Genomic DNA, 14531 nt, shown 5'->3' with positions numbered 1-14531 from the left:
CATGCTGGATCTCCCCACCCAAGAGCCGATCTCCGACTTGCCGCATGAGCGTGCCCTCTCGTCCATCGAGCCCGCTACCCGTGGGGTGCTGTTCGATTGCGAGGACTTCCAGGTCGTCCGCAAGCCGGGTCCAAGCAGCTTTCTTCTCATCACCTTCGGTTCCCTCGGCATGTTCAACGAGACTGGCTCGCTGGCCGACGGACGCACCTTCTGGGGGCAGGAACTCGCCGACGCGCCGGGCTTCGCCGCGATCGGCTTCATCGCCAAGTCGCGCAACTGGTTCTGTAGTCCCTCAATGGAAAAGGCGTGCAAGCTGGCCGCGACGTTCGCCGCGGTGTTCGAGACGGTTGTCGCCTATGGCAGCGGCATGGGCGGCCATGGGGCGTTGCGCTGGGGCCGGCTTGCCGGGGCAGGGACGGCGGTCGCGTTCTCACCGCAATGTCCCGTCGATCCGGCGCTGCATACGGGCATCGAAATCCGGCGCGAGCATGTTCCGCAATTCAGCTTTGTCTTTGTCGACCCGGCGCTTTCCGCCGACCAGGGCCATGCCGCCTTGCTTGCTGCCGCGGCGCCGGAGATCGTCCAGATCCCGATGTTCGCCTGCGGCCATGAGAGTGTGCGCGCCTTCGCCACAGCAACGCTCGGCGCCGAAATGCTGCGCCTTTGCGCGAGCGGAAAGAGCGATGCCGTGTGGGACCTTGCCAACGAAGCACGGCGCGCATCGTCGATACGCACGGTCGAACTGGCCATGCGCGCGATCGCCCGTCATCCTGCCCTTGCACAACGCATCTTCGACAAGCACCAGGGCCGATTCGATCCTGACCAGAAGCAGGTCTTCGTATCCGCGTTGAGTCACACTCAGGAACAATCGCTGCGTGCCCTCAATTCAATACGCCACATAGAGCGGCCACTATCCGGGACAGGATCAAGCCCCCTAATGAACGTCGAGACGCCGCGCCTCGTCCACCTCCATATCCCCAAGACAGCCGGGACGGCGTTGCGCGCCGCCTTCGAGCAGCAATCCAACGGCGCTCTGCGCAGCTTCTCGCATTGGGACGAGAGCGAATTCAACGCCATCGATCCCGCCTCGTACGACTTCTATAGCGGCCATTTCGGCTACCACACCGCGAGCCGCCTTGGCGGCGATATCGTCACTGTCCTCCGGCATCCGGTGGACCGCTACATGTCGGTCTATTATTTCTGGCGCCAGCTCTACAATACCGGCGTCGAGCGCAGCCTGAACACCGAACTTGCCGCGCGCTTCCCGATCGAGGAGTTCGTCCAGATCCGTGACCAGCCCTGGCTGATCGAGGAGTTCGAAAACCGAGCGACTTTCCAGCTTGCCTACGGCAGCAGCCTTGTGCATCGTCGCCAGATGCGCCTTGATGGCCTGACCAACGACGCAATTTTCAACATGGCCTTGCGCAACCTGGACGGCTTCAAGGCGGTGGGGATTCAGGAGGACATGACACGGTTTGCCGCCACGATCAAAGCCGCCTACGGCATCGTGCTCGACATCCAGAAAGTCAACGTGACCGAGGAGCGCCCGCAGGTGCGAGACATTTCCGTCGCCACCCGCCGCGCCATCCAGGACTGGGTCTATATGGATATGGAATTGTACCAGCAAGCGCTGCGGATGGCCTGAGCCGGGAGAGGCACCGGGCAAAAGCACGGCACCCATCAACACCTGCGCAACCATAGCCCTCCGCCTGGATTGAGATGAATGCGCCGGCTCATAGCAATTGGGAGGGCGTCTATATGCGCTGCGAACTCCTTGGCAAAGAAGTCATTAAAGTAGATAATTTCGAAGCCGCTATCACCCATAAGAAAAGCCTGTAGAAAGTAAATCTCGTTCCAGGACTGCTTTGCTTCTACCACCCAAGTCTTTGGGTATTCAAAACTATCGAACACATCATGAAAATGTACTACAACGCCGGGAGCGAGGCGCGGCAGCAGCTCCGTGAGCTCAAAATGCACGTCGCTCCCGGTCTTGACAACGTGAGAGGAGTCAATGAACAGGATGTCTCCCGCTTCAAGCGCCTCCACCAGCTTCGGAGATATCGACTGCACCCGGTCGGCGATTACCCGGTGACGCGGGGCGAGCGGGGACGTGACCCTGAGCAGCAGGTCAGGATATGGGTCGATGAAGGTGCACGTGGTGTCCAGACCAAGAAGCTCGATCCCATCAAGCGCAAGCGCAGAGGTGAACCCGCTACCGATCTCAATGATCCGTGCTGGCCGGAGGTGCGCCAGCATACCCCAATATCCGAACGCATCCCCGAATGCATAGCTGGTGTTGTTATAGTAATAACGCAACCCTTCTGTCTTCTCGTCAGAGAACGGCAGATCCGCCGAGTGGTATACAAGCTTATCGAAGATGTATTTTTGCACCAGAACATTCATGTCGACGCCAAGAGGCGCGTGTCTTGTGAACAGCCGTCCAGAGTCGGTTTCGACTTCCTCAAAGTTGACTATCGGAGAGTAGAAGTGCCCAGGCGGAAAGCCCTCCGTAGCAGCCGCAATGCTCTTCCGGTGACTTTGCGCCTCAACACTCAGTCCGAATCGCTCCAACACCTCGACGGGATCCTGCCGCTCCAGCAGGAAGTTGGACCAATGTTCAAGCTCATGCTGCTCGGGCGACGGCCTGTTCAGGACAAATCTGAACAGTGCCTGGACGTAGGCAGCCGCCGAGGTTGCGTCGAACATTTGAGACATAAACTCAACCATACCTTATGACACAGCCCGACTAAGTCTAGCAGTTGGCGCCCGAAGCGCACACTGATTGCGATCTTGTCTGAGTCTTTGGTCCATTGGAAGGGGTGCCAGTCGTTAGTAGTCAGGGCCGCGTATTGGGCGATGGCCTCCCGAAGCATGGCGACGGAGTGGAAGACTCGGGCGGCGGCGCGACGGTCCTGTATGCGACCGGCCGGGTCATTGGACAGACCTAGCGGCTGGCGGACCGCTTCATCAACGCCCACATCCCGGACTTCATCGAGCATGCGGTCGAGACGCTCGCGATACAGCGAGTTGCGGGCATCGCGCTCGGCTTGCTGGTGAGGCAATCTAAGCTAAAGTTGAGCGAATCACGCAGGTGTTGAACGTTGATGCACCGCGCAATCTGTATGGGAGCCTCGCCTTGTTCAATCCCGACGAAGTCAAACGCTGGTTTGCGACCGCGCCGTCCGAACCGGCGCTTGAACACGCGTTCGGGGGCAAAAACCTCGACCACGCCGTGATCAAGCTCGCCGACCAACCCGGCGGCTCGACATATGCACCAGAACAGATAGGTGAGCTCAGGCCACCCACCATCATTTTCGGGACGCCCTACGACCCCAACTGTCTCAACGGCGTAGCGGCCAGCCCTATCTTTTCAAAGCCCGTGATAATGCACACGATTCGCGATGCCCGAGTCATTGGGAACAGCGCGGTTCTAAGCGGTGACGGGCGCCTTCTGGCGAGTGCGGACGTTCAGTCGATTGGCCGGCGCGAACTCCTGCGGCGCAACAGGATCGGCCATGACGGCTTTATGATGGAGGAAATCCCGGACGGCGTATCGCTTCGCTTCGCGGCGCGCGAGAAGCCGCGCCGCATTCCGATGAACGCATTGTTTTTTCATCATCTCGAGGGTGGTAACTATGGATCCTTCATGTTCCGCCAGCTTCCGCAAATGCTTGAAGCGCGTGACCGTGGCATACAGTTTGATTGCTACATAACGTCTGGCCGTACCTCGTGGTTTCAGGAGGCGCTGACACTTTTGGGATTTCCCGCTAGGCCCGTTTTCCAAACCAACGAAGTCACTGGAGAGGTGTTCGAGTCCATCTCAATGTTTGATGGATTTGACAATGAAGGGTTCATTCATCCAAGGACAAGGGAACGCCTTTCAGAGTGCATTCAAGCGGAAATGCTGGAGCACCCAAAGCGTGGAAGGCGACTCTACGTGTCCCGTGCCTTATCCGGCCTGGCGCGCCCACGTTACCGCTCGATGCGCAATGAGGCCGACATCGAGGATCAGTTACGAGCTAGGGGCTTCGAGGTTATTTATCCAGAGACATTGACTCTAGTGGAACAAATCCGAACTTTTTCCTCGGCAACCCACCTTCTTGGGCCATCCGGCTCTGGCATGTTCAACATAATGTTCTCGCCTAGCCATGCACGGATTGTGGATGTCGAGACGTTCCATGTCACTGTTCGCCAGCACGCCAAGCTTTACTCATCCATGGGGCATGAATACGCCTTTGTCTTCGCTCCCATGGATGAGAGCGACAACAGCATGCCGGCGCATCGAAGCTGGCGTTTGCCTGACGAGCTCCTCAACCAAGCGCTGACTTGGCTCCTCAGCGGCTGAGGTAGGCCTGAGGCCTCAATTTCATGTCTGCGCCGCCTGCATTCCGCAAGACGTCAAGGTGACCGCTGCTTTGCGCATTGACCATCCCATCTCTGCGGGCCCCGACTTGAATAACAGTTCGGCATTCAGGTGCCAATGCGTAAGATCCCAGTCGGCGACGTCATCAGACAGTTTAATCCCGGGATACTTGTGCTGGACGGCTAAGAGAGCGGAATGAAATTGCATTTGATCGATCGAATACGAAAAATGCTTCCAACCAATCCAAGGTCTCTTCTGATAGGACGCCGATTTCGAGCGGAAGGTAGCATACTGGGAGCTTGGCGAATCTACACCCAAAACAACCGCCATTTTGGTGTCAGGATCAAGGAACACCCATTCATTTGGGCGTTCAACCGCATTATGAAACACCATCTCGTTGACGTAAAATGATGCACGTGTTTCTGGATTGGTAAAATCGAGATCGGAAACCACGTAGGTTGTACTCAATGGCTTATGTTCATCCCCCGCAACTGGGACTTGAAGGTCAAACGAGACATTAATGCGGTCACCCCGATCAAGACCATTAAAGGCGTGTGTTCCCGGCTTGAACATGATGCTTGGAGTGATAATGAATTTGTTCGAGGGTGCTCCGTTTGGAAGGTCCGCAGAGTTAATGTAGGCGCCCACGGTTCTACCTGCCATCTGGGCTCCCGACGAGACATTCGTGTTCCTCAGACTAACCTGCGTCGTTTCCTTGTTCACAGCGGGATGGAACCCGGTCTTGTGGCCAATATCCCGATCGGTGGGAACATCGCCGCCATCCGCCGACTGGGGATTGGATTCCCATTGGACAATGTTGAAGTGTCCCGGTGGAAAGTTGCACTTGACGCAGAAGTTCCCTTTGGTGCCAGTGACAACCGGCTGCTTGAAGATTGTTCGTGTCTTGCAATCCGCTATGGCGTTTGTAGTTACAAGAGCGGATGAAAGTACGAGCGTGAGGCCTAGCCATTTCATCCTGCACTCCTGTCAACATGATGACCAACCAAAGCTTAGCGCCGTCAGCGACAGTGGGTTGCATCGCAAAAATGTTGAGCAAAATGACGCGGAGACACTGTTTTTGAGATGAGCGTAAACGATGTCAATACCGTCTAGCGGATAAAGCTATTTAAGGAGCAGGTGTCCGGGGTAGACTGAGGGAACGTGGCATTGGTTCAGGGAAAAGCGGGAGTATAGCGATGGTCGAGGCGGTTCGCTTGATCGTCTGGGATCTGGACGAGACGTTTTGGCAGGGCACCCTCACTGAAGGAGGCATCCGCTACATCGATATGCACCATGACATTGTGATCGCGCTTGCTCATCGAGGCATCATGAGCTCGATTTGTTCAAAAAACGACCTTGCGTCCGTGCAACGTATACTGAAGCAGAAGGGCATTTGGGACTTCTTTATTTTCCCTAGCATCAACTGGGAACCTAAGGGACCAAGGTTGAAGGCTCTCGTCGAGGCGGTGCAGCTGCGACCGGCAACAATACTTTTCATTGATGACAATGCCATGAATCGCAATGAAGCATTGCATTTCTTGCCAGAAATCCAGGTCGCGAGCGATACAATCATCCCGACGTTACTCGAAGCCCCGTTACTTGCCGGTAAGCCCGGGTCGGGGCTGGAAAGACTTGGGCAATACAAGGTGATGGAAAGTCGTCGGGAGGCGCAGTCCGCCAGTGCCGATAACAAAGCCTTCCTGAGGGCAAGCAACATCCAAGTTACCGTAGAGCACAATGTAGAAGCCCATCTTGACCGAGCAATAGAGCTGATCAATCGGACGAACCAGCTCAATTTTACAAAGCGGCGGCTTCCCGAGGGTCTCGAAGAGGCTCGGAAGCGGCTACGTTCGGATCTCGCAAAACTCGACGTCAATGCAGGCCTGATCAGAGTGAGGGACACGTACGGCGACTACGGTTTAGTGGGTCTATACGTCATTTTTCAGGACGGTTCCTCAAAGCAGCTACTACATTACTGCTTTTCATGCCGTATCCTGGGCATGGGAGTTGAAGCTTGGATATTCGAGCAGCTCGGTCGTCCAGATGTAAAAGTCTGGGGGGAAGTCTTGACGGACTTACACGCTTCCACAGGCGCCGTCGATTGGATCAACGAGTCAGGAAGTGCGCTGAGCGATTCAGACGATCGCCTCACTGGGCGCATTTTGGTTCGTGGTGGCTGCGATATGCAATGCATAGCGCACTATCTGGAACTGAATGCCGAAGAGGTTGTAGGTGAGTTCAACATCGTCCGCAACAAGATGGCGATCCGGCTCGATCACTTAGCGTTTCTGCAATATGCCTTCGAGGGCCTGGCAAACGAGGCTGTCGCGGAGGCGCTTCGGGTTGGATTTGTGGCCGGTGATTTCCGGTCTCGACTTGCGGATGACCCCACCAGGTTTGATGTCTGCGTTTTCAGTTTCTGGAATACCGCGAATCAAGCGACCTATTCGCATCGCAGATTGCAGTTGAGCGTGCCCGTGGCGCTGTCGTGGGGGGATAATACGGTCGATGTAAGGACGCACAATCGCGACGTATTAGAAGAGCGCGCAACTCCTCCGATTCTGCTCGACGCGATAGAGGTGCTTCGTGGTGATTACGACTTCGTCGGTCCGTCGGCGCTTGCGTTCTCGGAGAGCTTGACGCTGATCCTTGCACACATTCCTCAGTCTGTCGTTCTTATATTTCTTCTTGCACCCGAGAAAGTCCCTGACCGGCAGGGCCAGCATGTCGAGGCATGGCGGTTCGTTGCGCAGAACAAAGCGATTGCACAGGTGGTCGCTGGACGCGAGAACGTTCATCTACTAAGAATTGAGGACTTCATCAATCACTCGAACGAGACCACGGACGGCGTGCATTTTTCGCGCATGGTTTACTATCGAGTTTATCAGCGTATTGCATCAATCCTGCGGAAGGGAGTCCACAGCTCGGGCTGCAATCAGCGGCCGCAGCGGAGCGCGTTTGCAGGGCTTTAGGCTTTGTCGGAACGGCACCCGTCAAGCTCTTGATGAACGTCCAGCCGCCCGTTGCGCCAGCACCACGACGTGATGACGCGCCAGCACCAGGTCGGGCGCTCCAGTGCGTTTGCAGGCGCGTTCCAGGCGGTCAGTGGCGGTGGCGGCTTCGGACAGGGCTTCGGGGGACCAGAGCGACAAGGCGCGGGTGAACTCGGCGCGGCGCTTGAAGAAGACGGGGGGCCGTAGTCGGGCGATGGCGTCGGATTGCGGTGTGCCAGCCTGGGTCAGCAAGGCCACCTGTCGGAGGCGGTGTAGGTGCGATAGCAGGGCGCGGGCCAGTGCGATCGGGGAGAGGCCTTCTGTCAAAGCGCGCTCGATGGCGAGGTCGGCGGCCGCGTGGTCTCCCGCGGTGGCGGCGAAGGCTGCGTCTTCGAGCGAGGCGGCGGCGGCGTCGCCGACTACCGCCTGCACGTCGTCGAGGCTGATGGTGCCGCGCTCGCCGGCATAGAGGGCCAGCTTCTCGACCTCGCCGCGGGTGGCGGTGCGGTCGGCGCCCAGGTGCCTGGCGAGCCAGGTCAGTGCGTCGGGATCGATGCGGATCTGCTCGGCCTGCAGCATGCGCGCAATCGAGGCTTCCAGCGCGCGGCCTTCCTCGGCGTAGCAGGCGATCGCGGCGGCCTCGGGGGCGGCTTCGAGCAGCGTGCGCAGCTTGGAGCGGCCGGGGAGGGCGGCGGACTCGATGACGATCAGGGCCTCGCCGGGCTGTTGCAGCAGGCTGGCGACACTGGCGTGCAGCGCGTCCTGGCCGTCGCGCACCCACACCACCCGCCTGCCGCCGGAGAGCGACAGCGCGGTGGCCTCTTCCGCCAGCCGGTCGTGCTCGTCGCGGCCGAGGACGGCGAGGCGGAACGGATCGTCCAGAGTGCCCGCGACGGCCCGAATTGCCTCGCCGGCGCGCTCGCGTATCAGGCCGTGATCGTCGCCATGCAGCAGGATCGCGCGCACGCGTGGCGTCGGGTTGGCCAGCAGCCGCGCCGCCTCGCGCGCATCCGGCTTCACGGCGCGGTGCGGCCGATCGCGCTGGAGGGCAGGCCGTCCGGGCCGATCGTCTGCAACGGCGACTGGGTGCTGTCGCCCGGCACGATCTGCGGTCCGAGGAAGCCGCGCCGTGGGTGTCTCGACGGCTTGGGGGGTGCCAAAGTTGACCCCGGCGCACTGGTGGTGCCGTTCGGATGTCCAGCGAACCAGATCGCGACCTGTGTCGTGATGTTATCGGCGAGATTGCGTGCGACCCGGCTCTCGGTGTTCTCCAGCGCCATGGTGGCCGCGAAATACTGCGTCTCGACGATATTGAAGCCATCGACGGTGCGGCTCGAGCCGCTGGCCAGGTTCACCGGGGCCGCGGCGACACTGTCCAGATACCAGGTGGCGCGGCCGACCACCCGGCTGCGCGCGCTGGTGTTGTCGCCGTGAATGCCGATCGCCTCGTTGTCGAGCGAATACGAGACGCGCAGCGTGTAACCATGCGGGTTCTCGTCGTCGCTGCCGGCGAGATGCTGCTGCAGGTCCTGGCGCAGCAACTGCCCGGGACGCCCGGGGATGACGGCGACGAAGATGTCGGGAAGGTTCGCCTCCGCGGCGGAGTCGCTCGCCCCATAGAGCGGATGGAAGCCGCATCCCGACAGCAGCATGCACAGCAGGGGCAGTGCGCGCCTCATCGTGCCAGCACGAAATTGACGATCCGGTTGGGCACGTGGATGCGCTTCGTGATCCGCTGTCCGGCCAGCAGACGCGCCACGTTGGGTTCGAGCTCGGCGCGCGCGAGCACCTCGCTCTCCGGCGCGTCCGGCGTGACGTCGATGGTGCCGCGCAGCTTGCCCATGATCTGCACCGCGAGCGTGACCCGCTGCACCACAAGCAGGCGCGGGTCCGCTTCCGGCCAGGCCCGCTCGGCGGCGAGCGGCGTGCCCGGCTCCAGCAGTGCCAGCATCGTCTCGGCCAGATGCGGCATCATCGGCGCGCACAGCAGGCAGAGCGTGCGCGCCGCCTCGAAGCGGGCGAAGTCCAGATCGGTGCCGGTGGCTTGTGCGGACTCCGCGAGCGCGTTGGCCAGTTCGTGCAGCCTGGCCACCGCGACGTTGAAGGTGAAGCTGTCCAGCGCCGACGTGACCGTCTCGATGCTGTGGTGGGTGGCGCGACGCAGGTTGCCCGCGGCCTCGGAGCGCGCCAGCGTGCCGTCCGGCGGTGGTGCGGCGTCCCCGGCAACGGCTACCGCGCCGATCAGGCGGTAGAGCCGCTGGGTGAAGCGCGCGGCACCCGCGATGCCGGCCTCGGTCCACTCCATGTCGCGCTCTGGCGGGCTGTCGGAGAGCACGAACCAGCGCGCCGTATCGGCGCCGAAGCGCGCGATGATCGCGGTCGGGCTGATCGTGTTGCGTCGCGACTTGGACATCTTCTCGACCCGGCCGATGCTGACCGCGGCACCGTTGTCGCGCCGTGTGGCACCGGTGGCACCGCGTTCGACCTCGTCCGGGTAGAGCCAGGTGCCGTCCGCGTCGCGGAAGCTCTCATGGTTGACCATGCCCTGGGTGAACAGGCCGGCGAACGGCTCGTCCAGGCTGAGATGGCCGGTGCGTTGCATCGCCCGGGTGAAGAAGCGGGCATAGAGCAGGTGCAGGATCGCATGCTCGATGCCGCCGACATACTGGTCGACCGGGAGCCAGCGGTCGGCAGCCGCGCGCAGGGTAGGCGTGGCCGCGTCGGGGGCGGTGAAGCGGGCGAAATACCACGAGCTGTCGACGAAGGTGTCGAGCGTGTCGGTCTCGCGCGCGGCAGGCCTCCCGCAGTGCGGGCAGTCGACATGCTTGAAGGTGGGGTGGTGGTCGAGCGGGTTGCCCGGCGCATCGAAGTGCACGTCGTCGGGCAGCAGCACAGGCAGTTGCGCGTCCGGCACCGGCACGACGCCGCAAGCCGGGCAGTGGATGACCGGGATCGGGCAGCCCCAATAGCGTTGCCGCGATACGCCCCAGTCGCGTAGCCGCCAGTTCACCACGCCCTCGCCGGCGCCGAGCTCTTCCAGGCGGGCGATGGCGGCGCGGATGCCAGCCACGCTGTCGAGCCCGTCGAGAAAGCCGGAATTGATCAGCGTGCCGGGGCCGTCATAGGCGCTGCCCGCATGCACCCCGCCCCCGGCCGGCTGCACCACGTTGATGAAGGGGATGGCGTACTTCGTGGCGAAGTCGTGGTCGCGCTGGTCGGCGCACGGGCAGCCGAAGATCGCGCCGGTGCCGTATTCCATCAGCACGAAATTGGCGATCCAGACCGGGAAGGTCACGTCGGGCAGGAACGGGTGGGCGACATGATAACCGGTGGCCAGGCCGCGCTTCTCCGCGGTCTCGATCGCCGCCTCGCTGGTGCCCAGGCTGCGACATTCGGCGATGAAGGCGGCCGTCTGCGGGTTGTTCGCGGCGGCGGCCGCGGCCAGCGGATGCTCGGGGGCGACGGCGAGGAAGGCCATGCCGAACAGCGTGTCCGGACGGGTGGTGAAGACCTCGACCGACGTCGGATCGGGGTCGGTATGTGGGGGCCGTAGCGCAAAGCGGATGCGGGCACCCTCGGAGCGGCCGAGCCAGCGCGCCTGCATGGTGCGCACGCGCTCTGGCCAGCGTTCGAGGCCATCCAGGGCGCCGAGCAGCGCGTCCGCATCGGCGGTGATACGCAGGAACCACTGGTTGAGCTGTTTCTTCTCGACGACCGCGCCCGAGCGCCAGCCGCGGCCCTCGACCACCTGCTCGTTGGCGAGCACGGTCTGGTCCACCGGATCCCAGTTGACCCAGCTCTCGCGCCGATACGCGATGTCGGCCGCGAGCAGATCGAGGAACAGCTTCTGCTGGTGGCCGTAATAGCGCGGCTCGCAGGTGGCGAATTCGCGCTCCCAGTTCAGCGAGAAGCCGAGCCGCTGGAAGGTCTCGCGCATCGCCGCGATATTGGCTGCGGTCCACTCGGCCGGATGAATGCCGCGCTCGCGTGCGGCGTTCTCCGCGGGCAGGCCGAACGCATCCCAGCCCATCGGGTGCAGCACCGCGAAGCCCCGCGCCCGCTTATAACGCGCGACCACATCGCCGAGCGTGTAGTTGCGCACGTGCCCCATATGCAGCTGGCCGCTCGGATAGGGGAACATCTCCAGCACGTAGTAGGTCGGCTGGTCGTCGGGTGGGACGTCCGGGACAATGAAGCAGCCGCGACGCTGCCACTCCGCCTGCCAGAACGGCTCGCTCGCGGCGAAGTCATGGATGGTATCGCTCACCGGGGTTCGCTCACCGCCGGTCAGTTGCCGGTCTGGCCGGAATCGGCGCGTAACTGCCGGGCGCGGGCGAGGATCTTGTTGGTGATCTCCGGCGCCGTGCTGGGGGCGACGGGCGCGTCCACCCATTGTCCGTCCTGTTGGGTCTGGCGGAAGACCGCAACCCGGATCGCATCCGAGCGCAACTGCTTGCCGAGAATATAGGCAGTCGCCTTGAAGCGTTCGCCAGCGGTGGTCGGCGGCGAATACCAGTCGGTGATGATGATGCCGCCGATCGGGTCGGCGGAGGCGAACGGCATGAACGACAAGGTGTCAATGGCGCCGCGCCAGAGATAGGCGTTGACGCCGGCCTGTGCCTCATCGCCGCCGGTGGCGCTGCGGTCCTCTCCGAGCAGATGGTTATGCGGCGCGCTCAGCCCGGTGGTGTCGCCGCCAGGCACCTCGGTGGCGCCGTGATTGCCGCACGCGCCCAGGGAGGCCGCAAGCGACACCAGCAGCGGCACGATGATGAGAACGCGGAGCGGCGTGGGGCGGACTATGCGGGCGATCATCATGCCTCTGCTGCGCTTTGGCGCGCGGGCGCCGGAGCGCGTATCTAGCCCGGCCCGCTCACGTCGCCAAGCGCACGCCTAGCACCTCATGCCCGTTCTGCGTTGTGCCGAGGTCCGGCATGCCTGCGGCGCGCAGGCCGTCGGCGAGGCAGGCGCGGTCGACCTCGCGCAACAGGCGCATGCGCGGCAGCACCCTGTCCAGGCCCAGCCCCGGTGCCAGCATGTCGATCCGTCCCAGCAGCCGCTGCGCATCGGTGCGCAGGCCGAGATGGCCCATCGCCGCCAGGCAGGCGATCGCCGGGTGCAGCAGCGAGGGCGAGAGTTCGATAAGTTCGCGGCCCAGCGCCACGGCCGTCTCGTAGCGGCCTTGCAACAGCGCGATGGTGACGGCGGCGCTGTCGAACAGGCTGTGCAGAGGGTGCAGCGGCGTCAGGCGCTGATACAGCTCGAAGCGGCGCTGCGCCTCGTCGAGCTCACCCATGCGCAGCAGCAGGAACGCGGCATAGGCCTGCTCGACGCTGAGCGTCGGGCTGATGGCGAGCGCGCGGTCGATGAGCGACAGGCCGAGCTGTGGGTCTTCGAGCAGGTAGCCGCGTATGAAGCCGACGATGGCGATCGCCGGCGCGTCGGCGTGGCCGGTGGTGAGATCCCTGGCGATCGCGGCCTGGGCGAGCCCGGCCTCGGTGGCGAAATCGCCCCAGAACTGCACCGCGCGCACGAAGTGGCGCATCGCCTCGGCGTGGATGGTCAGCGGCTGGTCCGGCTCGAGTGCCTCGGCGCGGGCCAGCAGCTCGCCGGCGCGGTCGTTGGCGGCGCGCTCCGAGCGCACCAGCAGCGCGATCGCCCGCAGGGTGAGCTGCATGGCGTTCAGCTCGGACACCGGTCGCGCGCCGATGCGCCGGCTCTCGATGACGAGCAGCTCCCACGGGAGCTGGGCCACCACCATCGCGGTGACGTGGTCGAGGGTCGCCAGCGAGTCGGCGGGGTCGCAGTCGAACCGCCTGGCCCAGGTGACATGGCCCTGCAGACGCAGGTCGAGCAGGCGCAGGATGATGCGAATGCGCCCGCGGCCGCGCAGGATGGTGCCGTCAAGCACGTAGTCGAGGCCGAAATTGCGCCGCAGCACCGCATCGTCCCGGCCCAAGGCGAGGGTCGCCGCGAGGGCCGAGCCGCTGATCACGGCGAGCAGCGGACGGTCGGCGAGGCCTGCGACCAGTTCCTCGGTGAGGGCCTGGACCAGGGTGTCGTCGGCGTGCGCGTCGAGGTCGAGCGGCGGCAGCACGGCCAGGGTGGCGATGCTGCGGCCATGCCGGCGGTGCGACGCGATCGAGATGACGGCGTCCGGCTCGACGGCGACGGGCTCGACACTGGCACTCTCGTCCGCCGCGGTCGTGTCCGCGCCCTGCGGCAGGGCCTCCGGTGCGGTGCCGCCGATCATGCTGGCGCGCAGTTCGGCCAGCAGCCGGCTGGTCTCCGGACCCGGCTCGCCGGACACCCGGCTGCTGAACAAGGCGGTGCAGCGCTCGGCGCTCTGCAAGGCAGCACCCCGGTCGCCGAGCAGCAGCTGGGTGCGGATCAAGCCGCGCCACGCCGCCTCGTGCAGCGGGTCGAGCAGCAGCAACTGCCGGCAGAGGCCGATGGTCGCGACCGGCTCCGGGCGGCGCTGCAAGGCCGCCTCGAACAGCGACAGCGCATGCTCGCGCAGCCGGCGACGCTCGGCCGCCAGCCAGGCGTCCAGAGCCGGGTCGGTACCGTTGAGTTCCTCCAACAGCACCCCGTCGAGCGGCGGCAGCGCGCCGTTTGTGCCCCCCTGAGTTCCCCCCTGGGCTCCGCCTTGGCCGCCGGCCTGGGCGATCACGTGGTTGACATTGGCATTGAGCAGCCGCTCGGCGTCGACCAGGGTCAGGCCAGGGCGCAAGGCGAGAGCGTGACGCTCGACGCTGACCACGGAGGCGCCGACCGGGGACAGGCTGTCGAGCAGGCGGTGGATTTCCTGGCGCAGCGAGGCGCGCGCCTGTTCCTCGGAGCGGCGGCTCCAAAGAATCTCGGCGAGCTTGGAGCGCAGCACCGGACGGCGCGACGACATCGCCAGGATCGCCAGCAGCCCGCGGGTCTTGCGGCCGGGCGGCAGCACGTTCTCATTGCCGACGGTCAGCGCCTGCATCGGTCCCACGAGCTGCAGCCGCAGCAGCGACGGGTCGGATTTCGGCATCCCGGGGCGGGCGTAATCGGACATGGTCGATCCTGCCCATGTGAAGGCGACAGTGAAGGCGATGCCGCGCACAACCGCACGTAATTGGCGACTGAACGACGATAAGCGAATATCATTACGCGCGTTTTGTATCAACACTTCCCGCAAG

The 14531-nt window shown here is 63.3% G+C and carries 10 protein-coding genes; 3 read left to right on the top strand and 7 right to left on the bottom strand.

The genetic code is table 11. From position 1 onward, the window contains the following. The first annotated feature begins 1 nt into the window (after position 1). Positions 2–1645 carry a sulfotransferase family 2 domain-containing protein gene (locus tag ACQY4K_RS08925; RefSeq protein WP_428395322.1) on the top strand — a complete coding sequence of 548 codons (1644 nt, stop codon included), beginning with the start codon at positions 2–4 and terminating at the stop codon, positions 1643–1645. A gap of 35 nt (positions 1646–1680) precedes the next feature. Here ACQY4K_RS08925 and ACQY4K_RS08920 read toward each other — a convergent pair whose 3' ends face one another. Then, entirely contained in the window at positions 1681–2706 is a 1026-nt protein-coding gene (locus ACQY4K_RS08920) for a class I SAM-dependent methyltransferase (RefSeq protein WP_428395320.1), read from the bottom strand. 430 nt (positions 2707–3136) lie between these two features. Between ACQY4K_RS08920 and ACQY4K_RS08915 the strand changes: the two genes are divergently transcribed. Beyond that, positions 3137–4345, top strand: a complete 1209-nt coding sequence (locus tag ACQY4K_RS08915; RefSeq protein WP_428395318.1) for a glycosyltransferase family 61 protein — start codon at positions 3137–3139, stop codon at positions 4343–4345. 21 nt (positions 4346–4366) lie between these two features. Here the strand turns inward: ACQY4K_RS08915 and ACQY4K_RS08910 are convergent, their stop codons facing one another. Continuing rightward, complete coding sequence (locus tag ACQY4K_RS08910) at positions 4367–5338, bottom strand: hypothetical protein (RefSeq protein ID WP_428395316.1); 972 nt, start codon at positions 5336–5338, stop codon at positions 4367–4369. A 221-nt stretch (positions 5339–5559) separates the two neighbouring features. Between ACQY4K_RS08910 and ACQY4K_RS08905 the strand changes: the two genes are divergently transcribed. Further along, positions 5560–7335 carry an HAD-IIIC family phosphatase gene (locus ACQY4K_RS08905; protein ID WP_428395314.1) on the top strand — a complete coding sequence of 592 codons (1776 nt, stop codon included), beginning with the start codon at positions 5560–5562 and terminating at the stop codon, positions 7333–7335. A gap of 21 nt (positions 7336–7356) precedes the next feature. On the opposite strand, the gene holA is transcribed toward ACQY4K_RS08905, so the two are convergent. From holA to ACQY4K_RS08880, 5 genes are read right to left on the bottom strand one after another with little or no spacing between them, the layout of a single operon-like run. Continuing rightward, positions 7357–8376 carry a DNA polymerase III subunit delta gene (gene holA / locus ACQY4K_RS08900; RefSeq protein WP_428395312.1) on the bottom strand — a complete coding sequence of 340 codons (1020 nt, stop codon included), beginning with the start codon at positions 8374–8376 and terminating at the stop codon, positions 7357–7359. Further along, positions 8373–9035 carry a hypothetical protein gene (locus tag ACQY4K_RS08895; RefSeq protein ID WP_428395311.1) on the bottom strand — a complete coding sequence of 221 codons (663 nt, stop codon included), beginning with the start codon at positions 9033–9035 and terminating at the stop codon, positions 8373–8375. The genes holA and ACQY4K_RS08895 overlap by 4 nt, the downstream gene beginning before the upstream one ends. Then, positions 9032–11623: a leucine--tRNA ligase gene (gene leuS, locus ACQY4K_RS08890; protein ID WP_428395309.1), complete on the bottom strand. Its 2592-nt coding sequence runs from the start codon at positions 11621–11623 to the stop codon at positions 9032–9034. Before leuS ends, ACQY4K_RS08895 begins: the two co-directional genes overlap by 4 nt. A gap of 20 nt (positions 11624–11643) precedes the next feature. Then, a complete protein-coding gene (locus tag ACQY4K_RS08885; protein ID WP_428395307.1) occupies positions 11644–12174 on the bottom strand; it encodes a DUF3576 domain-containing protein in 531 nt (176 codons plus the stop codon). 55 nt (positions 12175–12229) lie between these two features. Next, positions 12230–14407: a BTAD domain-containing putative transcriptional regulator gene (locus ACQY4K_RS08880; protein WP_428395305.1), complete on the bottom strand. Its 2178-nt coding sequence runs from the start codon at positions 14405–14407 to the stop codon at positions 12230–12232. Positions 14408–14531 lie beyond the last annotated feature (124 nt).

The organism is Lichenicoccus sp., from assembly GCF_965276875.1.
Taxonomy (GTDB): domain Bacteria; phylum Pseudomonadota; class Alphaproteobacteria; order Acetobacterales; family Acetobacteraceae; genus Lichenicoccus.
Note: the sequence above shows the minus strand (reverse complement) of the source record. Positions and strands in the feature narration are given on the sequence as shown.